Raw genomic sequence first — 23,415 nt, 5'->3', positions numbered from 1 at the left:
TCGATGACTGGTTAAAGGCTGAATTGGATAAAATCTGAGCAGTTATTTCTTTATCGCCGTCGGTTTGGTCGGCGGCGATGCAGTCAATAATCCGCCGTCAAACCTTGGGCCCTGCACCGCCTCACTCGGGAGAATGGAAGCTCAGGCTGTAGTTCACGGCTTTATTGCCTGGGTCGAGGATGTCCAGGGAGATATGGATCGGCGTCTGCGAGGGCATTTCGCTCACACCGGCCAACTCGCCGCTCAGGTATTCGGCAGGTTTGAAGCGACGACTGGCAATCAGGTTGCCATTCAAATCCGCGAAGCGCAGCTCCAGCAACGGAAAGGGTTGGGAGAACGTCGCACGGTTATAGAGGATCGCATCCACCACCAGTGCACCGGCAAACTCCGGATGGCTGCGCACCACCAGATTGCTGCTCTTGATGTGGGCAATATCGACCCGTGACGGCACGGTGCATCCGAGTTTCGGGCACAGCTGCTGGAACCATGGACGGTAGGCATCCTGGCGGGACAGGTCATCGAATTGGTAGGCAATGTATTGGCCTGCAAGACCGGCGGCGGCAATCAAAACCAGCAATAGCCACAGCAGTCGGCGGCCCAGGCTTGAAGGGCGCTTCTGCGTATAAAGATGCAGCGGGTCGTCTTCCAGGTCCTGGAGCACGTCGTCGTGAACGCTTGCCTGCGGCCGTGCCTGCTTGCGGCGGGGCTGCGCTGGTTCTTCGGCGGCGGGCTCATCCACTACGTCGATGACCGGGGTCAAGGGTGGGTCGAGATCGTCATCTTCCGGGTGCGAGCCCAGCGGCGGTTCATCATCCAGATCGCCGGCAGGGTGCGACATCGACGGTTCGGTGCGCTGCCTGGTCGCAGAGGGGTGTTCATTCTCGGCGGCCTGGACACGTTCTTCGGGCGGTTCGCTGAACAGGCTGGCAGCCCATTTTTCTTCCTCGGCCTTGGCGGTGTCGCGGCTGGCACTGAGGGAATCTTCTTTTTGTCGGCGGTCGGCACCTGGCTGGCGGCGCTCCGCGGCCAGTGGCTGGGTGTGTTGAATCTCGCGGCGTTCCAGCTTGGCCAGTTCTTCGTCCAGGTCCAGGTTATCCAGGTCCAGCTCTTCGGCAGTCCACTGCTTTTGGCTGATGGCCCTGGGCGCCTCGGCCGCCTTCTCAACGACCTCCGGTTGTTCAGGTTCCGGTGCAGGTGCCTGGGCGCGTTGCTCCAGCAGTTGGCGAGCAGCGTTGAACACTTGCAGGCACGAACCGCAGCGAACCACGCCACGGGCCACGCTCAGTTGGGCGTGGCTGACGCGGAAGCGGGCTTGGCAATGCGGGCACTGGGTGACGAAACTGTCGGTCATGCGGCCATCCGATTCAGGCAAGCGCTCATTCTAGCGCCGACGACCGCTGATGCGTACCCAGCCATCGCGGTTGGCAATCGGGTCCAGTTCGAAATCCTGGGCATAAGCGGCGGCGACGTCTTCGCCTTGTTCGGCGAGGATGCCCGACAGCGCCAGGCGACCGCCCGGCTTGACCAGGCTTGACAGCTGGGGTGCCAAGGCAACCAGCGGTCCGGCGAGGATATTGGCGACCAGCACGTCGGCCTGCACCTGGGGCAATTGCTCCGGCAGGTAGAGGGGGAATTTGCCTTCCGGAATGTTGTTGCGCCCGGCGTTATCACGGGAGGCTTCCAGGGCTTGCACGTCGATGTCGGTGCCCACCGCTTCCTTGGCGCCCAGCAGCAATGCGGCAATCGCCAAGATCCCCGAGCCGCAACCGAAGTCCAGCACATTGCAGTCGGCGAGGTCCTGGCCGTCCAGCCATTCCAGGCACAGTGCGGTGGTCGGGTGGGTGCCGGTGCCGAACGCCAGGCCCGGGTCCAGCAGCAGATTGACGGCGTCCGGCTCCGGGGCGGCGTGCCAGCTCGGCACGATCCACAGGCGCTGGCCGAAACGCATTGGTTGGAAGTTATCCATCCAGCTACGTTCCCAGTCCTGGTCTTCGATCACTTCGCTGTGATGTTCCGGCAGCGGGCCGCCAGTGAGCAGTTCCATATGGGCCAGTACGCTGGCGGCATCGGTGCCGTCTTCGAACAGGGCCAGCAAATGGGTGTGGGACCACAGTGGGGTGGTGTTGAGTTCGGGTTCGAAGATCGGCTGGTCTTCGGCGTCCATGAAGGTGACCGATACAGCGCCGACTTCGAGGAAAGCGTCTTCGTAGGTTTCGGCTTGTTCTGGGCTGATGGCGAGACGGACTTGCAGCCAAGGCATGGCGGGCACCTTTGAAAAAATTGAATATGCGACGGGTGGGTCGCGAAAGGGCGCAAGTTTACGCGAGCGCACAGAAGAAGACGACATACACCGATCAAATGTGGGAGGGGGCTTGCCCTCGATGGCGGTGGATCAGGCACAGATGCATCAACTGACACTCCCTCATCGGGGTGTAGCCCCCTCCCACATTGGATTGTGTTCATCCAGAAAATCCAGGGGCCAGAAACAACAAAGCCGCCCGAAGGCGGCTGTGTTGGGTGGAGCACTTACTGGTTGGCCAGCTTGTGTTCCAGGTAGTGAATGTTCACACCACCTTTGCAGAAGCCTTCATCACGAACCAGATCCCGATGCAGCGGGATGTTGGTCTTGATGCCGTCGACCACGATTTCGTCCAGGGCGTTGCGCATGCGGGCCATGGCCTCGTCGCGGGTCGCGCCCCAGGTGATCAGCTTGCCGATCAGCGAGTCGTAGTTGGACGGAACCTTGTAGCCGCTGTACAGGTGCGAATCGACGCGAACGCCGTTGCCGCCTGGAGCATGGAAATGCTTGACCAGGCCTGGACTCGGGATAAAGGTTTTCGGGTCTTCGGCGTTGATGCGGCACTCCAGGGAGTGGCCGTGGATCTTCACGTCGTCCTGGGTGAAGGACAGCGGGTTGCCAGCGGCGATGCTCAGCATCTCCTTGACGATGTCGATACCGGTGACCATCTCCGAAACCGGATGCTCTACCTGCACACGAGTGTTCATCTCGATGAAGTAGAAGCGGCCGTTCTCGTAGAGGAACTCGAAGGTGCCGGCGCCACGGTAGTTGATGTCGATGCACGCCTTGACGCAGCGAGCCAGTACTTCCTGGCGAGCTTTTTCGTCCAGGCCCGGTGCCGGGGCTTCTTCCAGTACCTTCTGGTGACGACGTTGCAGCGAGCAATCGCGGTCACCCAGGTGAATGGCGTGGCCCTGGCCGTCGGACAGTACCTGCACTTCCACGTGACGTGGGTTGGTCAGGTACTTCTCCAGGTAGACCATCGGGTTGTTGAACCAGGCGCCTGCTTCGGAGCGGGTCTGCTTGGCGGCTTCGATCAGGTCTTCTTCCTTGTGCACCACGCGCATGCCGCGACCACCACCGCCACCGGCGGCCTTGATGATCACCGGGTAACCGACTTCGCGACCAATGCGCAGGGCGGTTTCCTCGTCTTCAGGCAGTGGGCCGTCGGAACCTGGAACGGTTGGCACGCCGGCAGCGATCATGGCTTCCTTGGCGGAGACCTTGTCGCCCATCAGGCGAATGGTCTCGGCTTTCGGGCCGATGAAGGTAAAACCGGATTTTTCCACCTGGTCGACGAAGTCAGCGTTTTCCGCGAGGAAACCGTAGCCTGGGTGGATAGCGGTAGCGCCGGTCACTTCTGCCGCGGCGATGATGCTTGGGACTTTCAGGTACGAGTTCGTGGCCAGTGGCGGGCCGATGCAGATGCTTTCGTCCGCCAGTTTCACGTGCATCAGTTCCGAGTCGGCCGTCGAGTAAACAGCGACGGTCTTGATGCCTTGTTCCTTACAGGCGCGCAGGATTCGCAGGGCGATCTCACCGCGGTTGGCGATCAGGACTTTTTCCAGTTTCTTCGCAGGTTTCAACATCGAAGGCACTCCGCGGTTCAAACGATGGTGAACAGCGGCTGGTCGTACTCAACCGGCTGACCGTTTTCTACCAGGATGGATTCGATGACGCCGGCTTTTTCAGCAGTGATGTGGTTCATCATCTTCATCGCTTCAACGATGCAGATGGTGTCGCCCACTTTCACGGTTGCGCCGACTTCTACGAAGGCTGGCGAGGTTGGGGCCGGGGTACGGTAGAAAGTACCGACCATTGGCGACTTGACCACGAAGCCGTTCAGCGCAGGAGCAGCTGGCGCGGCAGGAGCGGCGGCGGCAGCAGGAGCGGCGGCCGGTGCAGCAGCCGCTGGAGCCGGTGCTTGCATTTGCGGTGCGTAGAACTGTTGGGCCGGGGTCTTGCTGTGGCGGCTGATCCGTACGGACTCTTCGCCTTCCTTGATTTCCAGCTCGTCGATACCGGATTCTTCCAGCAGTTCGATCAGTTTCTTAACTTTACGGATATCCATGAATCATCAACTCCCAAGGGACGGTCAGGGGCGCTTGGCCGGTTGTTCAAGTTGTTCCAGGGCGGCCTCCAGGGCCAGTCGGTAACCGCTGGCGCCAAGGCCGCAGATCACACCTACCGCAACGTCGGAGAAGTAGGAGTGATGGCGGAAAGCTTCGCGTTTGTGCACGTTCGACAAATGCACTTCGATGAATGGGATGCTCACCGCCAGCAGCGCGTCACGTAATGCAACGCTTGTGTGCGTAAAAGCGGCGGGATTGATCAGGATAAAATCCACGCCTTCGCCACGCGCGGCATGAATGCGATCAATCAATTCGTACTCGGCATTGCTTTGCAGGTAGAGCAGATGGTGGCCGGATTCACGGGCCCGGCGTTCCAGATCGAGGTTGATCTGATCCAGGGTCACTGCCCCGTAGACGCCCGGTTCACGGGTGCCGAGCAGGTTCAGGTTGGGTCCGTGAAGAGCCAGTAAGGTCGCCATCGGCTGTTCCTTGTTATTGAAGTGGGTACGGCAGAACCCGGCGACTATGCCGCAAAGCCTTTGTGACTGTCCAGTTCTATGCAGTAGCCGGCACGATTAGCGAGGATAGCGCAAAATTTGTGACTAGCCCCCTGGATCCGGTCATTGCCAACACGGTCGCGAGGTCGACGCAGATCGATGTGGGAGCTGGCTTGCCTGCGATTGCGGTATGTCAGTGCAGAACAGGTTGCCTGACCCACTGTTATCGCAGGCAAGCCAGCTCCCACATTTGATCTCCATCCAGGCTGAGACCGAGTCAGACCCGGAACGCTTGCACCGCCGTGTTGAGCTGCCCACCTAGCACCAGCAAGTGCTCACCCTGGCTACGCCCTTGCCCAATTCGCAGCAAGTTATCCTCGCCCAGTTGGTGAATCCGCTCGCTGTTATCGCGAATCTCACTGACGGCGCCACTCTGCTGTGCCGTCACATCGGCAATGCGCACGGCTGTGTCGGAGATGGTCTGGATCGCGCCGACGATTTCATCCAGCGCACCATCCGCCGCCTGGGCTTGCTGGGCGGTGGCTTCGGCGTGCTCGACCTGGGCGCGCATACCTTGTACCGACTGGTGGGCGGCGGCTTGCAGGCCAGCGATCAGGCCCTGGATTTCTGCGGTGGCGCCTGCGGTGCGTTGGGCCAGGGAGCGGACCTCATCGGCCACCACCGCAAACCCTCGCCCGGCCTCACCGGCACGAGCTGCCTCGATGGCGGCATTGAGAGCGAGCAAGTTGGTCTGGTCGGCAATCGAGCGGATCACGGTCAATACGCCGCCGATGGTGGCCGACTCCTCGGCCAGTTTTTCGATCATCTGCGCATTTTGCTGCACTTCTCCTACCAGGGCATGCAACCCGGTGAGGCTCAGGCCGATCACGCGTTGGCCTTGTTCCACCGCCTGACCCGCGCTACGGCTGGCTCCGGCAGCCTGGCTGGCATCACCCGCCACCTGCTGGATAGTCGCTTCCAGCTCGCCCAGAGAATCACGGATCTGCGCCGTATCGCCGGCCTGGCGCTCGGCACCGTCGTGCAAGCCGCTGCTCAGTTCGGCGAGGGCGCGGCTGCTGCCGGCCACTTCCTGGGCGTTGCCGCGAATGGTGCCTACCAAGTCCACCAAGTAGGCGCGCAGGCGGTTCAGGGACGCTTCGATGTCGTGCAGCTCGCGGTTGGTCTTGCCCAGGGCGATCGGCTGGCTGAAGTCGCCGTCGGCCCAGGTCGACAGGGCCGGGGCGAGGTTGGTCAGCACCCGCGCCAGGCGCCGTTGCAAGGTATCGATCAGCAGCGCGATCAGCAGGATCAGGCCGATCATCACGCCTTGCATCAGGCGAACTTCGCCCTGGATCTTGCCGTGTTGCGCACGCACCACGGGTTCCAGGCCTGCGATGGCCTGTTGCACGGCGGAAATTTTCAGGTGGGTGCCAGTGGCGAGGTCTGCGCGTTGCTGGATTTGTTCGCGGGTGCGCTTGAGTTCGGCGGGATAGCGGGTCAACAGGCTGTTGAGTTCGCGCTTGAGGTCGACGCCGGTGTCCTGAACTTCGGTTTTTTCGCTGTTTTCCAGGCCCATCATGGCGGAGAAGTCATCGGCGCTGGATTCGCTACTGGCTTTGACGCCAAGCAATGGCAGTTGCGCCAGCTGGTCGGCCTGGGTGCGGATGCTGGCCAGTTCTCGCTCCACATCGTCGGCCAGTTCGGCGCGGCCGCTGCTGACCAGCTTGTCGCGAGCCAGGGACAGCTTGCCCAAATGCTGGGATGCGGCGAGCAAGGGCGGCAGATAGCGCGCCGCGTCCGGCGAGTTGACGCCTATGGCGTATTGGCTGAGTTGTTCCAGGTTCGCGCCCAATTCGCGTTCGGCTTGCAGGAGCAGCGCTTGCGGATCGCCCGCCAGTTTGCCGGCGGCCAACAGGTCGGTTTTGCTGAAGGTGTCGAGGTCGACCAGGCTGGGCCGCAGGTTTTGCGCGAGGTCGACGGGCAGCTCATCCAGATGCTGCAACAGGCTTTCCAGGCTTTGGCTGGCGCTGCTCAAGCGCAAGGCATCGCCGCTGGCCAAGTAATCGTCAATATTGCGTGCGGCCTGATTCTGAAACGTCTGGGACAACCCCAAGTAACGCTCCATCAGCAAATAAGGCCGCTCCAGCGCCCGCTGCGACCACCACAGCGTCGCCCCGAGGGCCAGGCAAACGGCCACCAATAGAAGGGTGTTGAGATTGGTCAGCAGCTTCAGGCGCATGCGTGGTTTCAACCGACAGCAAAAGATAAGTGCCTGAAGTTATTGCGTTTCCATTACAGAGTTATGACGGAATCGCTGGATTCCGGTGAAAAGATGGCACTTTGCTTTGATGCACGCGCGGGTTGTACGCGGTTGCGTCCTGCATCCTTGGCGCGGTACAGCGCCTCGTCGGCCTGGGCGGCCATCATCAAACTGTCGGAACCGTCGCACAGCTCCACCACGCCGGCGCTGAAGGTGCACCATAAATCCTGGGGCTGGGCCGGGTAGTGGATTTCGGCAAAGCGCCCACGGATTTCATCCAGCACCTTGCAAGCCGACTCCAGGTCGGTATCGGGCATCACGATGGCGAACTCTTCACCACCGTAACGACCGATGTAGTCGGTCTTGCGCAAGCGCTGCTTGAGAAACAGCGCCAGGCTCTTGATCACACGGTCGCCCATGGGGTGCCCGTGGCTGTCATTGACCCGTTTGAAATGGTCGATGTCGAGCATGGCAAAGCTGAGTGGCTTGTTCTCGCGGCGTGCACGGAAGCTGCAGTCTTCGAGCAATTGCAGGATGTGAGTGTGGTTGTACAGGCCGGTCAGGCTATCGCGCACCATCCGTGCCTTGAGGTTGCGTGCGCGCGCCGCGCGATTGCGCACGGTGGTAATCAAATGGCGTGGTTTGATCGGCTTGGTGAGGAAGTCGTCGCCGCCTTCGCTCATGGCGTCCAGCTGTTTATCCAGGTCGTCTTCGGCCGACAGGTAGATGATCGGCACACTGACGTAGCGGTCGTTGTGGCGGATCACCTTGGCCAGTTCGGTGCCGGTGCAGGCGGGCATGTACATGTCGAGGATGATCAGGTCCGGCTGGAAGTCCGCCAGCTCGGCCATGGCCTGGATCGGTTCGATCAAGGTGCGGGTGACGATGCCGGCGCTGTTGAGCAGCCGCTCGGTGTGCAGCGCCTGGGCGCGCGAGTCGTCGATGATCAGCACTTTATAGGGTTCGTACTGGGCGATGCAGGTCAGTACTTCGATCTTTTCCAGCAGGCTTGAAGCTTCCAGCGTGCCGGTCAGGAATTCCTGCCCGCCGGCACGCACAGCGGCCAGGCGGGTTGGGGTGTCGGTTTCATGCAGGCTGAAAAACAGCAGCGGCAGTTTTTGCTCCAGGCCTTCCTGGGCTTCGGCGGCGAGCTTGAGGCCCTGGCCTTCGCCGCAGAAGTCGACGTCCATGACGATGGCGGACGGCAGGCGCTCGGCCATGGATGCGCGAAAAGCCGCGATGCTGTCCAGGGATTGGGCGCTCATGCCGAAGAATTCAAGCTGCTTGGCCAGGCGCTCGGCGCGGTCGTGATCGGCCAGCATCACGTAGATGGGCTTGCGCATCGGTGGCAGGAAGGTTTGTTCCAGCTGGTCGCCCTGGCGCAGGCCGGTACGGGACAGGCGTTGCATCAGGCGGTTGAGTTCGGTGATCAGTTGGCTGCTCAAGCGCCCACGATTTTCGTCTACCGCCTTCAGGGACTCGCCGATGTGCCGCGCCAGTTGACCGTGTTCCGGCTGTTCGAAGCGCTCGGCAAAGCGCAGCAGGCGCAGGTTGGCTTCGCTGAGTTCGGAAAAATCGGCGTTCGACCATTCGCTGCGTTGCAGGCGTTGCCAGATCTCAAGAATTTGACGTGCCTGATGAATTACCCGCTGGGCAAAGTGGTGCTTGAGACGCTCACGGCTGGGGTCTTCTGGCTCGGTCATATCCTGACTACTAGTGTGAGGGTGCATGCTGAGGTCGACTGATGGCTCTATGCTAGCACCTCTTATCTGTTACATGAGTGTCATACGTCAATTAAGTACGAGTCTCTGTCATTCAGTTTTTGACCTTGTGGTCGCGCAGCTAAAAAAGCGTGCATCCTTTATAGTCGAACACCCTCTGTACGCCACTTTCGTTTAAAAGCCCCGCACCGACGGGCACGATGGGGTAGGGTTGTGGTCGGAGTGTTTGAACGCACCCGGACAATTGATGTGCATGAACTCAAGTGATTGAAAGGATATCGCTATGCTGGACTGGAAAAACCGTGAAGGCAGTGCCAAAGGCCCCGCTCCTGAGCCCAAGTCGGCCAACCGTGGCTACTTTCGCAACCTGCTGATGAGCAAAGCCTTGCTCAGCGTGTTGGGCTTGTACCTGTTGGTCACCGGTGCCCTGGGTTGGTACTGGAGCGAAGAGCCGGCGCTATTCCCGGTCCAGCAAAACGCCCAGCTTGCCGCCGAGAAGGAAGGCAAGCAGATGGTGGTGGGCTACACCACCGTCGAAACCCTCAAGACTGTGGTCGGCACCTTGCTGAACAAGCCAGGGGGCTATATTTCCAACGACCGTTTCCCGCCGGGCCTGTGGATGGACAACATGCCAAGCTGGGAATACGGCGTGCTGGTGCAGGTACGCGACCTGACCCGTGCCCTGCGTAAGGACTTCGCCCGCTCCCAGTCGCAGTCGGCTGAAGATGCCGACCTGGCCAAGGCCGAGCCGCGGTTCAACTTCGACAACAAGAGTTGGGTGCTGCCGTCCAGCGAGTCGGAATACCAGGAAGGCATCAATTCCCTGAGCCGCTATGAGGCGCGCCTGTCCGACCCGAACCAGAAGGGCGCGCTGTTCTACGCCCGCGCCGACAACCTGAACAACTGGCTGGGCGATGTCGCCACCCGTCTGGGTTCACTGTCGCAACGCCTGTCGGCCAGCGTCGGTCGGGTGAAGCTCAACACCACGCTCAAGACCGAAGCACTGGCGCCGGGCCAGGTGCCGCAGGTCGATGAAGAAGTGGTGGAAACCCCATGGATGCAGATCGACAACGTGTTCTACGAAGCCCGTGGCCAGGCGTGGGCCTTGTCCCACCTGCTGCGCGCCATTGAAGTCGACTTTGCCGATGTCCTGGCCAAGAAGAATGCCACCGTCAGCGTGCGCCAGATCATTCGTGAGCTGGAAGCCTCGCAGGAAACCGTTTGGAGTCCTATGATTCTTAATGGCAGTGGTTTCGGCATTCTCGCCAACCACTCGCTGGTAATGGCCAACTATATTTCCCGGGCAAACGCTGCAGTGATCGATTTGCGTCAGCTCCTCAATCAGGGTTGATGATGGACGCTACTCAAAGGGAGGCCGCCCATCGGGCGGCTTCCGACGCTGAACTGATCTGTTGGGTCGACGAGCGGGACAACCTGCTCGGGCACCTCGTCAGGTCCGACCTTCGCCAGCGCGGTCTGATCGGCCGCTGCACCTTTATCTTCTTGTTCAACTCTCAAGGTGAGCTGTGCGTGCATCGGCGCACCTTGAGCAAGGCGCTGTATCCCGGGTTCTGGGACACGGCGGCGGGCGGGATGGTCGAGAAAGGTGAGAGTTACGCCGTTTCGGCTCGGCGGGAGCTTGCTGAAGAGCTGGGTGTAAGTGGCGTTGAGTTGGTCGAACACGACCATTTCTACTTTGAAGATGGCGACAGCCGGCTCTGGTGCACATCCTACTCTGCGGTGTGGGACGGCCCCTTGCGGCTGCAGCCCGAAGAGGTCATGGAAGCGCGCTTTTTACCCATTGAAAATGTCCTGCAGGAGGCTGAACAAAAGCCTTACTGCCCGGACGCCCAGGAGGGCTTGCGGCGCTATCTGGCCTCGCGTCGCTAAAGTTGCATAAATTGGCGCCATTTGGCTCTTAGCAAGTCGGCTTTTTGTGGTTACACTGCGCGACTTTTCACCCGAACCACCCTTGGCGGTTCGGTAGCGCTGCCCCTGCCTGAGTGGGGCTTCGCGGTTGGCCACCTCTTCGCAGGTGCCGATCAGTCTTTGTCCTCCCAAGAGGATTGCCGGTGGCCAAAAAAGCCGCATCCTTCGCCGCCCTTGGTGGCCTGGTATTTTCCACCGACGCAGGTCGACACTGCCCGGACTGTCGTCAGCCCGTGGATTCGTGTACCTGCAAACAGACCCTGATTCCTGAAGGCGACGGTATTGCCCGCGTGCGACGTGAGAGCAAAGGCCGTGGCGGCAAGACGGTGACCACCATCACCGGCGTGCCGCTGGCCGAGGATGCCCTGAAGGAACTGGCCACTACGCTGAAAAAACGTTGTGGCACCGGTGGCGCGTTGAAAGACGGCGTCATCGAGATCCAGGGCGATCACGTCGAGTTGCTGTTGGCCGAGCTGATCAAGCTCGGGTACAAGGCCAAGAAGTCCGGCGGCTGAAAGCCTCTTCCCGACCTGTGTCTAAACTCTGTCCTGCGAGTGGTGTCTACCTCTCTCGCAGGCAAATCGTCATTTTCATTCTTTAGACTGCGCCAGCCTTACAAAAAGGGTGCGGCGATTTTCGACTTTATATAGGGGACTTCGATGTCCGTACGACGCACACGCAAAGACGATGGCAGCCAATGGACAGTTGCGGACAGCCGCAGTGTTTACGGGATTCGCCATTGGGGGGCCGGGTATTTCGCGATCAATGATGCCGGTCGCGTTGAAGTCCGTCCGAACGGCCCGAACAGCACGCCTGTCGACTTGTACGAGCAAGTCGACGAGCTGCGTAAAAGCGGCTTGTCCTTGCCGCTATTGGTGCGCTTTCCCGACATCCTGCAAGACCGTGTACGCCAGCTGACCGGCGCTTTCGATTCGAACATCGAGCGCCTGGAATACCAGAGCAAGTACACCGCGCTGTACCCGATCAAGGTGAACCAGCAGGAAGCGGTGATCGAAAACATCATCGCTACCCAGAACGTGTCCATTGGCCTGGAAGCCGGCTCCAAGCCTGAGTTGCTGGCCGTGTTGGCCCTGGCGCCGAAGGGCGGCACCATCGTGTGCAACGGTTATAAGGACCGTGAGTTCATCCGCCTGGCGCTGATGGGCCAGAAGCTCGGTCACAACGTATTCATCGTGATCGAGAAAGAATCCGAAGTCGGCCTGGTGATCGAAGAGGCGGCGAGCCTCAAGGTCAAGCCGCAGGTTGGGCTGCGCGTGCGTTTGTCGTCGCTGGCCTCGAGCAAGTGGGCGGACACCGGTGGCGAGAAGTCCAAGTTCGGTTTGTCGGCAGCGCAGCTGCTGTCGGTGGTCGAGCGCTTCCGCGCTGCCGGCCTGGACCAAGGCATCCGCCTGCTGCACTTTCATATGGGCTCGCAGATCGCCAACCTGGCCGACTACCAGCACGGGTTCAAGGAAGCCATTCGTTACTACGGCGAACTGCGCAACCTTGGCCTGCCGGTGGACCACATCGACGTGGGCGGTGGCCTGGGTGTGGACTACGATGGTACGCACTCGCGTAACGCCAGTTCGATCAACTACGACATGGACGACTACGCCGGTGTTGTCGTGGGCATGCTCAAGGAGTTCTGCGACGCGCAGAGCCTGCCGCACCCGAACATCTTCTCCGAAAGTGGTCGTTCCCTGACCGCCCACCACGCCATGCTGGTGGTGCAAGTCACCGACGTCGAGAAACACAACGACGACGTGCCGGAAATCGAGAACAAGGAAAGCCTGCCGGAAACCGTGCAATGGCTGGTGGACCTGCTGGGTCCGACCGATATCGAGATGGTCACCGAAACCTACTGGCGTGCCACCCACTACATGAGCGACGTGGCTACCCAGTACGCCGACGGCAAATTGACCCTGGCGGAAAAAGCCCTGGCTGAACAGTGCTACTTCGCCGTGTGCCGCCGCCTGCATAACTCATTGAAAGCCCGTCAGCGCTCGCACCGCCAAGTGCTGGATGAACTCAATGACAAGCTGGCCGACAAGTACATCTGCAACTTCTCGGTGTTCCAGAGCCTGCCGGACACCTGGGCCATCGGCCAGGTATTGCCGATCCTGCCGCTGCACCGTCTCGACGAAGAGCCGCTGCGCCGTGCCGTACTGCAAGACCTGACCTGCGACTCCGACGGCAAGATCAAGCAGTACGTCGACGAGCAGTCCATCGAGACCAGCCTGCCGGTGCACGCCTTGAACGAAGGCGAGGACTACTTGCTGGGCATCTTCCTGGTAGGTGCTTACCAAGAGATCCTGGGCGACATGCACAACCTGTTCGGTGACACCGACTCGGTGAACATCTACCAGCGCGAAGACGGTTCGGTGTACAGCGCTGGGATCGAGACCCACGACACCATCGAAGACATGCTGCGCTATGTGCACTTGTCGCCGGAGGAGTTGATGACGCACTACCGTGACAAGTGTGCGAGTGCGAAGATCAGCGCCAGCGAGCGTACGCAGTTCCTCGACGCGTTGCGTCTGGGCCTGACGCGTTCGTCTTACCTGTCGTCGTGAGGCGATAGCGGCTGAACAAAACCCACCTTCTCAGGTGGGTTTTTTGTTTTACGGCTCGGCCAGCCACCGGTTCCGAGTGTTCAGGCGCCAGCCGATGAAGGCCAGGGTGAGGCTGCGCAGCGCCATGAAGAGCAAGAAAGTTATCCACAGACCGTGGTTACCCAAGCCCTGCAGCGCCCAGGCGAAGGGAGCCGTCAGCAAGACGGTCAACAGCATGCCATTGCGCATCTCACGCGCGCGGGTCGCGCCGATGAACAGGCCGTCCAGCAGGTAACTCCAGACCGCAATCAACGGCAGTATCGCCAGATAAGGCAAATAGAGGTCGGCCGTTTCGCGCACGCTAGGGATATCGGTTTGCATGGCGATGAACAGGTGGCCGGCGACGGTGAACAGTAGGGCAAACCCGATACTGGCGATCAGCGACCAACCGCCAGCGACCACCAGCGACCGGCGCAGCGCCTGGCGGTCATGGGCGCCGATGGCGTGGCCGCACAGGGCTTCGACCGCATGAGCCAATCCATCCAGCGCGTGGGCCGCCAGCAGCAGGCCGTTGAGCAGCAGCGCATTGGCCGCCACGGTCGCGTCGCCCAGGCGTGCGCCTTGCACCGTGATCATGAAAAACACCGATTGCAGCGCGAGGCTGCGGATGAAAATGTCGCGGTTGACCGCCAGCAGCGGGCGCCAGCTTTCCCACAATTTCAAGGCAGCCCAGGCGATATGCCCGGGGTAGGCCCGCAGGGCCTTTTGCGTCATTGCCAGGCCGAGCAGGGCGCCGGTCCATTCGGCCACGACGGATGCCCGCGCCGAACCGACCACCCCCCAATCCAGACCGAGTACGAACCACAGGTTCAAGGCGATGTTGACCAGGTTGGTGGTCAATAGAATGGCCAGCGGTGCGCGAGCGTTCTGCGTGCCGAGGAACCAGCCGACCAGCGCATAGCTGGCCAGCGCGGCCGGCAGGCCGAACAGGCGCGTGTGGAAAAACTCGCGGGTCAGCTCCGTCAGTTCTGGAGACGGTTGCATCCATTCCAGTGCCAGATGGCTCAGGGGAATACCCACGGTGCCCAGCAGCATCGCCAGGCCCAGCGCCAGCAACAGGCCTTGCAGCAGGATTTGTCGCAGCGCGGCGCCATCCCCGCGCCCGGCGGCTTGCGCGGCAAACCCGGTGGAGCCCATGCGCAGGAAACCCATGGCCCAGGCGAGAAAGGTATAGAGGCTGGCCCCGACCGCCACGGCGCCCAGTTGATGGGCGTGGGGCAGGTGGCCGATGACCATGCTGTCCACCAGGGCCACCAGCGGCACCGAGATATTCGACAGGATCATCGGCGCGGCCAGAGCCCAGACGCGGCGATGGGTGGGGCGGTGGCGCCAGTCGGTGAGTAAGCTGTTCAAGTGTTAATGCACGACCCAACTGAGCAACCATAGGCCCAGAATCAGCCAGATAACCCCGGCGATGATCGAAGCCCGCATGAATGCGCGCACTGCCGAGTACAGCAACATCAGGCCGATGATCAGGGTAATGATGCTGATGATGGAGGTGTCCATGCCCAATGTACGCGCCAGTCCATCGACGAAGTTGCCGCCGGCATTGGTCAAGGCGCCGAACAGTCCGCTGAGCCCATCGACGATAAAGCGGATGATGGAGCCGAGCGCCTGGCCCAACCAACCGAAAAAGCTTTCTGCCTGCATGTATGTGTCCTGAATAGAGGTGGGCGTTGCTGTGCCTTTGGTTGCTATAGCGCCGGGCGAGTTCCCTATAAGCATAGAGGTTTGCCGGGTTGTAATCATGGGCTGTGTTGGGCGTCGATGGATTCGCTTGCCTTGATGGCTTATCCGCCCGAAGCTATACGCCTTCAGGAGCCCGCGCATGAACCTCGAACACCTCACCGAACGCCTGCATCGTATCCGCGATACCAACGATTGGAAGCAGTTTCACAGCCCGAAAAACCTGGCCATGGCCGCCAGCGTGGAAATGGCCGAGCTAGTGGAAATCTTCCAATGGCTGACCGAAGACCAGTCGCGCCAGTTGCCCGCCGACAAACTCGCCCACGCCGGGCAGGAGGTCGGCGACATCGTACTGTACCTGCTGTTGCTGTGCAGTGAGTTGGGCCTGGACATGAACGAGGTGGTGCGCGCCAAATTGGCCGACAGCGAACGGCGGTTTGCCCATGAGTGATCGTCATTTCGACCAGTTGGCCACGCGCTTCGCCGAAAAGATCTACGGTGGTGCCAAAGGCGCGATTCGCCTGGCAGTGCTCCAGGCCGACCTGAGTGAAGCCCTGCCGGATCGACCGTTGCGCGTGCTGGACATCGGCGCTGGCCTGGGCCATATGTCGCTGTGGCTGGCCGAACGTGGCCACCACGTGACCTTGGCCGAGCCCGCCGAACCGATGCTGGAAGGCGCGCGCCAACGTTTTGCCGACGCCGGGCAGGCCGCCACCTTTATCCACGCCCCGTGGCAAGACCTGCTCGGTCAGCTCACCGAACCCTACGACCTGGTGCTGTGCCACGCCGTGCTGGAGTGGCTGGCCGAACCTCATGCGATCCTGCCGGTGCTGCACCAACTCACGGTGCCCGGTGGCTGGTTGTCGCTGGCGTTCTACAACCGCGATGCGCTGATCTATCGCAACCTGCTCAAAGGCCACTTCCGCAAGATGCGCAAGAACGACATGGCCGGCGAAAAGCAGAGCCTCACCCCGCAACAGCCGCTCGACCCACGTGAGTTGGCGGCGCAACTTGAAGGGGTGTGGCAAGTCGAAAGCCAAAGCGGTGTGCGGGTGTTCCACGACTATATGCCGGTGGAGTTCCAGGCCCGGGCTGAGCTACTGGATTTGTTGGAGATGGAACTTGCTCACCGTCGTCACCCAAGCTTTGCCGGACTTGGGCGTTATTTACATTGGATCTGCCGTCCGGTTTAAGCGGCCCAGTTTGCGGAGGTCGAAATGCGTCGTCTCTGTTTGATCTTGTTGTCCCTCGGATTGGGTGCCTGCTCCACACCCAATCCTTACGTGGCCGCTTCGGCCCCGATGCCGCCAGCTCCGGCCCAGGCGGCCAATACCTTTGATGCCAGCGCCTACCCGGCACCCGTGCGGGACTACGGGGCCTATCGCAGTTGGGCCTGGCTCAACGGCCAGCTGCCGGCAGGTTCGGCCTGGGCCGACTCGGCGCAGATTGCCGAGGCCGTCACCGGTGCCCTCGATCAGCGCGGTCTGCGTCCGTTGCATGACAACCGTGCACCCGATCTGCTGGTCAGCGCCGACGTGCGCCTGGAGAAGCGCCTCAGGCAAGTCCAGGACGATTACGGCTACGGATACAACGGCTATAACCGTTACGGTAATGGCTACGGCATGTACAACACCGTGCCGGTGGTACGCACCTATGAAGTGACGGTGGCGGTGGCGCGGATCAGTCTGTTCGACGCTCGCACCCGCCAGCCGGTGTGGAGCACCAGTGCTGAAACCACCAGCCAGGGCAGCCTGAGTGATCGGGCTGAGGCGTTGCGCGAAGCGATGCAGAAGGCAATGACTGCCTATCCACCCAGTTAGCAGCTATTCTCATCAGAGGCTCGAATCGTTTTTTGGAGAACATCCATGTTTCGTCGCATTGCTGCACTCGCTGTTGTTGTATTGCTGGGCGGCTGCCAGACCAATCAGGTCAACCACGACTTCGACGCCAGCCGCGATTTTGGCGCCTACCGCAGTTGGGCCTGGAAAGACCCGGCGCTGCAATACCGTCCGGATGACCCGCGTATCAAGAGTGATCTCACCGAGCAACGCATCCGCCAGGCCGTGGGTGAACAACTCGACCAACGCGGCCTGCGCCCTGTGGCGGCGGGTACGAATGCTGACCTGAAGGTGCAGGCGTACCTGATTGTCGAAGACCGCCAGCAGCAAGTCACCACCAATTACGGCGGCGCTTGGGGCGGCCCCTGGAATGGTTATTGGGGCGCGCCGATGTACAACGAGACGCGCAACATCACCTACAAAGTGGCGACCATCCAGATCGACCTGCTCGACGGCAAGGACGGCAAACTGGTGTGGCGTGGCAGTGACGAGCAGATGATGGCCAGCACGCCGAATCCGCAAGACCGCAGCAACGCGATTCGCTCCACAGTGGGAAAAATCCTTTCCAACTACCCACCCCACTAAAAGCCACCACATCCCCCTGTGGGAGGGGGCTTGCCCGCGAATGCGGCCTATCGGTCACAGATGTGCTGACTGACACTCCGCCTTCGCGGGCAAGCCCGCTCCCACATTGGATCTCCTACACTCATCTACACTCCAGAAGAGTAAGCGCTCGGCGACTCGCCGGCACAGGAGTGCTCGATGTCCCCACGATTTCATGGCAAGCAACGTGGCGCTATCGGCCTGATGGCGGTGGGTGTGTTGGCGTTGGTGTTGGTCTGTACCTTGTTGGTGATCGACAGCGGCCGTTTGTACTTAGCCAAGCGTCAGTTGCAAGGTGTGGCGGACACCGCGGCGTTGGAGGCCGTCAGCCGCGGCGGCACCTGCCTGGCCGGCTTGAGTGCAGCGGCTTTTGCCGCGCAGAGCGTGGCGCGGAACAATTTTGTGGTGGGTAATGGCAATACGTTGGTGACCCGTTGCGGTTCGGTGACGACCGGTGCTTCGGGCATGCGCACATTCAGTGCAAACCCGGCGTTGTCGTCAGCGATTCAAGTCGTGGTCACCCATACCGTTCCCACCAGTGTCGCGGCAGGGATTTGGGCACTGACTTCCGGCAATCCGGTCAGCCTCAACACTGTGTTGACCGCCACGGCGGTAGCGGCAATGCCTGCGCCTTCCTTGGCCCAGCTCACCATCAACAGCACGCTGGCCAGCGTCAACACGGCTAGTGCAAGTTTGTTGAATCCGCTGTTTTCCGGGCTGCTCGGTGGCAACGTCAACCTCACCGTCGCCGGTTGGAATGGCCTGATCAATACCAACATCAACCTGCTCAGTTACCTCAACCAACTGGCGATCAACCTGAATGTGGCCGCCGGTAATTACACGCAACTGCTCAATACCAATGTCACCGCGACCCAGTTGATCCAGGCGGCAATCACGGTGCTGACCGCCAATGGCGCGACGGCGGATGTGCTGACGGCCCTGGGCAACCTGCAAATCGCCGCGATCAACCAGGCGCCACTGACCCTCGGGCAGATCCTGCAGTTGCAGACGGGTACTACAGCGGCGGCGCTGAACGCCAACCTTCAAGTATTCCAGCTGATTCAGGGTGTGGTGCAACTGTCCAACAGCCAAAGTTCGGTGGCGGCGACCTTGCCGGTAAGCCTGCTGGGGCTGGCCAATATCACCACCCAGGTCAAAATCACCGAGCCGCCGCAATTGTCCGCCATCGGTAATCCGGCGCTGGCGGCGGCCAACCCACTGGGGCCGAATGCGATCTACGTGCGTACGGCCCAGGTGCGCACCGAGGTGACGGTCAGCTTGCCGGTGTTGAGCAGCCTGTCGGGGCTCAACACCGCGGTGAACAACTTGGTGGGGCCGCTGACGCCGGTGCTCAATGGCTTGCTGAGCTTGAACCTGGTAACCACGATCAACTCGGCGCTGTGCTTGCTGGGCGCCGGTTGCCAGCAATTGGATGTGTTGGCGTTGCCGGGCAACCTGCCGATCAATATCGTGCTGGATGCCGGCGGCGCCAGCAGTTATGTCACCGCCTACAGCTGTCCAACTGGCAACGCCGGCACCAAGAGCCTGACGGCCAATACCACCACCTCGTTGGCCTCGCTGAACATCGGCAGCATCACCAATGCGTTTTCCACTACCCAACCAATGACAGTGGCACCCCTGGCGCTGATCGATATCGGCACCAAGGTTTGCCATATGATCGCTTTCATCGGCAGTTGTGATCCCCGGATACCCTTCGCTGGCGGCGGTATCGGGATCAAGGTGCAAAGTCCGATTGCCGGAAGTGTCCAGACCCAGGTGTTTTCCAGCACCACGCCGTTCGCCACGCCGCCCAACGTGGGCCTTGCACCGACGTATCAGGCCGCCACGCCCGCCACCAATGTGGTCAGCAGCCTTTCCACCACCCTCAATGGCGTGGGGATCACGGCTTATCAACCGGTGGGCAATAACCCGTTGGGCAGTTTGATCGCCAATACGGTGTCGCTGCTCAGTAGCGTCAGCGCCATCGTCACGCCGGTGGTGGACGGCCTGCTCGGCCCGCTGCTGAACCCGATTCTCAACAACCTGTTGAACAGCCTCGGTATCAGCCTGGCGAACGTGAACGTCGGCGCCAACCTGACCTGCGGCCAGACCGGCGAAGCTTACCTGGTGATTTAAGCGTCGATGGCTCTGGGCAGTTCCACGCAAAAACGCGCGCCGTGTTCACCGTTGCTGACACTCAGGCGCCCGCCCATGTTTTCCACGATGCCGTAGCTCACCGACAAGCCCAGCCCGGTGCCTACGCCAATCGGCTTGGTGGTGAAAAACGGTTCGAAGATCCGCTCCAGCAACCGTGGATCGATGCCGCCGCCGTTGTCTTCGACCCAGATGCGCACATGACGACTGTCGTGTTCGGTGTGCACGGCGATCCATGGGCGCAGCTCGGGGTTTTTCTCGCGCAGGCTGAGCAGTGCATCGCGAGCGTTGACCATCAGGTTGATCAGCACTTGCTCAAGCTGGTCGACGTAGCCCCTGACCTGCACCGGAATTTCCTCTTGGGTCAGGCGTACGTCCACACCTTTGCCACGCAAACCTTCACTGAGCAATGACAAGGTGCCTTCGACGGCCTGCGCCGGGTCAAAAGGCTGCTGCTCAACTTCCGAGCGACGGCCGAACACGCGCATGTGGTCCACCACCCGCGCCGCACGTTGCACCTGGGCGTCGATGCGCTGGAGTTTTTCGGTGAGGTAATCGACTTGGGCGTTGCCGGTGCTCAGGCGCTTGAGCACGTTGACGATGGCCATGCGCATCACGTTCAGCGGCTGGTTGATCTCATGGGCCAGGCCCGTGGCCATTTCGCCGAGGGTGGCCATTTTCGCGCTTTGGGTCAGTTGCTGCTGGGAGCGGCGTACTTCGGTGTTGTCGCGGCCCACGGCCTGCACTTCCAACAACACGCCTTGCTCATCAAACACGCCACGGTCCGACCACACCCACCAGGCATGTTCGCGCCCTGGCAGTTGCAGGCTGATCTCGGCAGTGCTGACAGGAAACTCAGGGGTCAGTTGGTGGATGCGATGTACGAAGGCCTGGCGTTGTTCATCCGACAGCCAGTCGCCCAGGTTCAGTCCTGGTAGTTGAGCCGGCAGGCATTCCAGGTAGTTGGCCAGGGGGGTGTTGCCGAAGGTCAGGGTCAGGTCCGGCCGGTAGCGGCAGATCATCGCCGGGGAATCTTCCACCAGGATTCGGTAGCGTTCTTCGCTGTCCTTGACCTGCTGCGCGACCAGGGTCGCCTCGGTGACGTCCAGCCACAGGCCGACGGCTTCCACCGGCAGGCCGAGGTCGTCGCGCAGCAGCTTGGCTTCGTCGAGCAGCCAGTGGTAATCGCCCTGTTTGTCCTGCACGCGATAACGGCTGCGCACGCTGCCTTCGCGCAGTAACTGACGGGTGCGTTGGAAGTAGAGGTCTCGGTCGTCCGGGTGCACCCATTGCACCAGGTTGTCGTGGCTGCATTCGGCCAGGGTGCGGCCCAGCAATGGCAGCAGGCTGTCGCTGAAAAAAACCGGTTGCAGGGCGCCGTTTTCGTAGTGCTGCACGTAGATGATGGCGGGCGAGCTGGCGATCAGGTTGTCCAGGCGCGCTCGGGCGACGTCGGCTTGCAGCTGCTGGTTCTTGATGTCGCTGATATCGAGCATGAAGCCGATACAACGGCGTTGCTCGCCGGTGCCCAGCACTTGGCCCTGGACGCGATACCACGTGTTGTCGCTACGGCTGAGACGCACGCTGGCGAGCAAGGGCTTGCCGAGGGTGTGCAGATCCCGCAGGCGGCTTTGCAGTTCCTGGCGGTCGGCGGGGTGGATCAGGTGCAGCCAGGTGTCGAGGGCTTGCCGGGTCGGTTCTTCTTCCTGGCCCAGGTTGCGCATCAATTGTGGTGCGAGTTGGATCTCGCCGCTGCTGGGCAACAACTCCCACCAGCCAGTGCCCAGCAAACCTTGCAGGGCCTCCAGGCGTTCCAGCTGTTGGTGGTGACGCTGTTCTCGCAAGCGGCTGAGCAAAGGCGCGGCGAGGGCGGAGGCGAGGTTCAGCCAGTCGCGCTCGCGTGTGTGGGGTTGGCCGTTATAAGCACCGCACAACAGCCATGCGGCGACGCCCTGGCCATCGCGGTAAGGCACGAGAAAACCGTCGGCATTGCCGAACACACTGTGCAAACGCGGGTGCTCTCCACGCCCATACGGTGCTTTGAGGGCCAACGGGGTGGTGCCGTTGAGGCTGTCCAGGCAAGTGCCGAGGCGCTGCCCGGTATGCCAGAACAACGGTGCGTCATGGTTGGCGTATTGGCTGTAGACGCGCCAGCCCTGGTCCTCTTGGTCGAGCAGCGCCAGGGCCACACAGGGAATGCGCCAGCGCTGCGCCACGCTGCACAGTTGCTCGTTGAACACCTCGGGCAAGCGGCTGAGGCTGCACACGCGTAGCTGTTCACTGACCCGGTTGGTCAGTTGGTGATTCTGCTCGCGCTCGTCGGCCAACCGCCTGCCGTCGAGCAAATCGCCGATGTCCAGTGCATGCAGCAGCCAGCCGTTGTCGTGCGGCTCAAGAGTGCCGCGAGTGTGCAGGGTTTGCCCGGCGATACCCTGGAAGTCCAGGTCCAGGCTGTGACGTTGCCAGTCGGCGGGAACGCCTTCTACCGCCAGGGCGCTGTGGGCGCACAGCAAGTCTTGCAACGGCAGTGAGTCCGCGTGCGGTGCGAGGTGTTGCCGCAGGGCGCCGCTGATATCGAGCACGCGGCCTTGAGCGTCCAGGTGCAGGTGCAGCCCGGCGTAAGAGGGCGTCGGCGGGTCGATGGCCAGTGCGCCACTGCGGCCGAGCAGGCGCCCGAAGAGTTTATCCCCGGCCGTCAAAACTGCAGGCTCGACTGGGCCTGCAGCGTCACCGGCAATTGTGGGACGGTGCCGATGCCGGGTAACACAATGAACGGCATCACGTTCTGGAGGTTGGCGGTGGGGTAGTTGATTTGCACCTTGAGCAGACCGCCGACGAACGTGGTGGTGACCTGTGTCCCTGCGTTGAAATTGAAGGCAGGGGGAAGCCACCCCAAACGTGTGGCGACAGTGGTGTTGGCCGTGCTGATCACCGTGGCCGAATAGCCTTGCATCGTGGGGTCCAGGCCTACGCTCAAGCGCACGGCTTCGGCGGTCGCCTGGTTGAACGACTGCATCAGCAGCAGCGGCAGGCTATAGCTGACCATCCCGTAGAACACGGCGAAAAAAATCACGAATACGGCGGCGAACTCGATCGCTGCCGTGCCTTTTTGCTTGTTGGGGAGGCTTGTTTTCATCACCGCGTCTACCCTGACGGCTACTACTTGATATCAGCATAGAATCAATCAGCAAAAAGGGATGTTTTTTACGTGATCCAGGGTGCAGTGGTTTTGGTGTGGTTGGGCGTGTGTGCCGTGCAGGATGCTCGGCAGCGGTTGCTTGCCAATCGCCTGACGCTGGGCGCGGCGTTGCTGGCGTTGATCTACCTGCTGTGGACCGGTAGCACCTGGCTCGGCGCACCTAGTGGGCAAGGGTGGCTGGCGTTCATTCTGGCGCTGCTGCTGACCCTGCCTGGATACGCCCTGGGCCGCCTGGGCGCGGGGGATGTGAAGTTGCTCATGGCGTTGGCGTTGGCCTCAAATGCCGAGTATTTGCTGGGTTCGTTCATTGGCGCTGCGGTAGCGAGCATGGTGTGGCTTTTGCTGGCGCCAAAGCTGTGGCCGCTTATGGGGCAAGCGCTTAAACACCGCATGGTTTATCTGGCGCCTCAAATGTCAAAAAAACTGCCGTTTGCCCCATTTTTACTGGTGGGGTTCGTTGCGACCTGGTTTTGGATCCATTATTCGTAGCCGGTGATTAACGCTATGTACATAGTCGGAAAGTAGGTCTACGTTTAATGGTAGGG

The 23,415-nt window shown here is 61.2% G+C and carries 21 protein-coding genes; 10 read left to right on the top strand and 11 right to left on the bottom strand.

Annotation, left to right across the window (positions count from 1 at the left end; genetic code table 11):
- Positions 1-121: 121 nt before the first annotated feature.
- The 7 genes from AC07V4_RS03135 to AC07V4_RS03105 form a co-directional block, all read right to left on the bottom strand.
- Positions 122-1,351 carry a DUF3426 domain-containing protein gene (locus AC07V4_RS03135; protein ID WP_492637235.1) on the bottom strand — a complete coding sequence of 410 codons (1,230 nt, stop codon included), beginning with the start codon at positions 1,349-1,351 and terminating at the stop codon, positions 122-124.
- A 30-nt stretch (positions 1,352-1,381) separates the two neighbouring features.
- Entirely contained in the window at positions 1,382-2,260 is an 879-nt protein-coding gene (prmA, locus tag AC07V4_RS03130) for a 50S ribosomal protein L11 methyltransferase (protein WP_492637234.1), read from the bottom strand.
- A 266-nt stretch (positions 2,261-2,526) separates the two neighbouring features.
- Entirely contained in the window at positions 2,527-3,888 is a 1,362-nt protein-coding gene (gene accC, locus AC07V4_RS03125) for an acetyl-CoA carboxylase biotin carboxylase subunit (RefSeq protein WP_492637233.1), read from the bottom strand.
- Between the two features lie 17 nt (positions 3,889-3,905).
- Complete coding sequence (accB, locus tag AC07V4_RS03120; protein ID WP_010213489.1) at positions 3,906-4,370, bottom strand: acetyl-CoA carboxylase biotin carboxyl carrier protein; 465 nt, start codon at positions 4,368-4,370, stop codon at positions 3,906-3,908.
- Positions 4,371-4,394: 24 nt separating this feature from the next.
- The gene (aroQ, locus tag AC07V4_RS03115; protein ID WP_492637232.1) at positions 4,395-4,850 is read right to left on the bottom strand and encodes a type II 3-dehydroquinate dehydratase; all 456 of its coding nucleotides are present in this window, start codon (positions 4,848-4,850) and stop codon (positions 4,395-4,397) included.
- 295 nt (positions 4,851-5,145) lie between these two features.
- Positions 5,146-7,107 carry a methyl-accepting chemotaxis protein gene (locus tag AC07V4_RS03110; protein ID WP_492637231.1) on the bottom strand — a complete coding sequence of 654 codons (1,962 nt, stop codon included), beginning with the start codon at positions 7,105-7,107 and terminating at the stop codon, positions 5,146-5,148.
- 53 nt (positions 7,108-7,160) lie between these two features.
- Positions 7,161-8,831, bottom strand: coding sequence for a diguanylate cyclase (locus tag AC07V4_RS03105; protein ID WP_431752807.1), 1,671 nt, complete (start codon positions 8,829-8,831; stop codon positions 7,161-7,163).
- A 391-nt stretch (positions 8,832-9,222) separates the two neighbouring features.
- On the opposite strand from AC07V4_RS03105, the gene AC07V4_RS03100 reads away from it, so the two are divergent.
- The 4 genes from AC07V4_RS03100 to speA all read left to right on the top strand — a co-directional run bounded on the left by AC07V4_RS03100 (position 9,223) and on the right by speA (position 13,351).
- Complete coding sequence (locus tag AC07V4_RS03100; protein WP_431749658.1) at positions 9,223-10,200, top strand: DUF2333 family protein; 978 nt, start codon at positions 9,223-9,225, stop codon at positions 10,198-10,200.
- A 2-nt stretch (positions 10,201-10,202) separates the two neighbouring features.
- Entirely contained in the window at positions 10,203-10,739 is a 537-nt protein-coding gene (locus AC07V4_RS03095; protein WP_492637230.1) for an NUDIX hydrolase, read from the top strand.
- Positions 10,740-10,921: 182 nt separating this feature from the next.
- The gene (locus AC07V4_RS03090; RefSeq protein ID WP_005784408.1) at positions 10,922-11,293 is read left to right on the top strand and encodes a translation initiation factor Sui1; all 372 of its coding nucleotides are present in this window, start codon (positions 10,922-10,924) and stop codon (positions 11,291-11,293) included.
- Positions 11,294-11,437: 144 nt separating this feature from the next.
- A complete protein-coding gene (speA, locus tag AC07V4_RS03085; RefSeq protein WP_492637229.1) occupies positions 11,438-13,351 on the top strand; it encodes an arginine decarboxylase in 1,914 nt (637 codons plus the stop codon).
- Between the two features lie 48 nt (positions 13,352-13,399).
- Here the strand turns inward: speA and AC07V4_RS03080 are convergent, their stop codons facing one another.
- Complete coding sequence (locus AC07V4_RS03080; RefSeq protein ID WP_492637228.1) at positions 13,400-14,743, bottom strand: MATE family efflux transporter; 1,344 nt, start codon at positions 14,741-14,743, stop codon at positions 13,400-13,402.
- Positions 14,744-14,746: 3 nt separating this feature from the next.
- Positions 14,747-15,040, bottom strand: a complete 294-nt coding sequence (locus AC07V4_RS03075) for a hypothetical protein (RefSeq protein WP_492637227.1) — start codon at positions 15,038-15,040, stop codon at positions 14,747-14,749.
- A gap of 178 nt (positions 15,041-15,218) precedes the next feature.
- Here AC07V4_RS03075 and AC07V4_RS03070 point away from each other — a divergent pair, with 178 nt between their 5' ends.
- From AC07V4_RS03070 to AC07V4_RS03050, 5 genes are all read left to right on the top strand, one after another.
- Complete coding sequence (locus AC07V4_RS03070) at positions 15,219-15,527, top strand: MazG-like family protein (RefSeq protein ID WP_003188211.1); 309 nt, start codon at positions 15,219-15,221, stop codon at positions 15,525-15,527.
- Positions 15,520-16,269 carry a methyltransferase gene (locus tag AC07V4_RS03065; RefSeq protein WP_492637226.1) on the top strand — a complete coding sequence of 250 codons (750 nt, stop codon included), beginning with the start codon at positions 15,520-15,522 and terminating at the stop codon, positions 16,267-16,269. Before AC07V4_RS03070 ends, AC07V4_RS03065 begins: the two co-directional genes overlap by 8 nt.
- 24 nt (positions 16,270-16,293) lie before the next feature.
- Positions 16,294-16,896 (top strand): DUF4136 domain-containing protein, encoded by a 603-nt coding sequence (locus tag AC07V4_RS03060; protein WP_492637225.1) that lies wholly within the window; start codon positions 16,294-16,296, stop codon positions 16,894-16,896.
- A gap of 45 nt (positions 16,897-16,941) precedes the next feature.
- The gene (locus AC07V4_RS03055; protein ID WP_492637224.1) at positions 16,942-17,499 is read left to right on the top strand and encodes a DUF4136 domain-containing protein; all 558 of its coding nucleotides are present in this window, start codon (positions 16,942-16,944) and stop codon (positions 17,497-17,499) included.
- Between the two features lie 177 nt (positions 17,500-17,676).
- Complete coding sequence (locus AC07V4_RS03050) at positions 17,677-19,653, top strand: pilus assembly protein TadG-related protein (RefSeq protein ID WP_492637223.1); 1,977 nt, start codon at positions 17,677-17,679, stop codon at positions 19,651-19,653.
- Here the strand turns inward: AC07V4_RS03050 and AC07V4_RS03045 are convergent.
- Positions 19,650-22,370 carry an ATP-binding protein gene (locus tag AC07V4_RS03045; RefSeq protein ID WP_492637222.1) on the bottom strand — a complete coding sequence of 907 codons (2,721 nt, stop codon included), beginning with the start codon at positions 22,368-22,370 and terminating at the stop codon, positions 19,650-19,652. The genes AC07V4_RS03050 and AC07V4_RS03045 overlap by 4 nt on opposite strands.
- Positions 22,367-22,807, bottom strand: coding sequence for a TadE/TadG family type IV pilus assembly protein (locus AC07V4_RS03040; RefSeq protein ID WP_492637221.1), 441 nt, complete (start codon positions 22,805-22,807; stop codon positions 22,367-22,369). The genes AC07V4_RS03045 and AC07V4_RS03040 overlap by 4 nt, the downstream gene beginning before the upstream one ends.
- A 72-nt stretch (positions 22,808-22,879) precedes the next feature.
- On the opposite strand from AC07V4_RS03040, the gene AC07V4_RS03035 reads away from it, so the two are divergent.
- Positions 22,880-23,359 (top strand): prepilin peptidase, encoded by a 480-nt coding sequence (locus AC07V4_RS03035; RefSeq protein WP_492637220.1) that lies wholly within the window; start codon positions 22,880-22,882, stop codon positions 23,357-23,359.
- Positions 23,360-23,415 lie beyond the last annotated feature (56 nt).

The sequence above is a fragment of the Pseudomonas sp. GW821-FHT03A09 genome, assembly GCF_059421065.1.
Note: the sequence above shows the minus strand (reverse complement) of the source record. Positions and strands in the feature narration are given on the sequence as shown.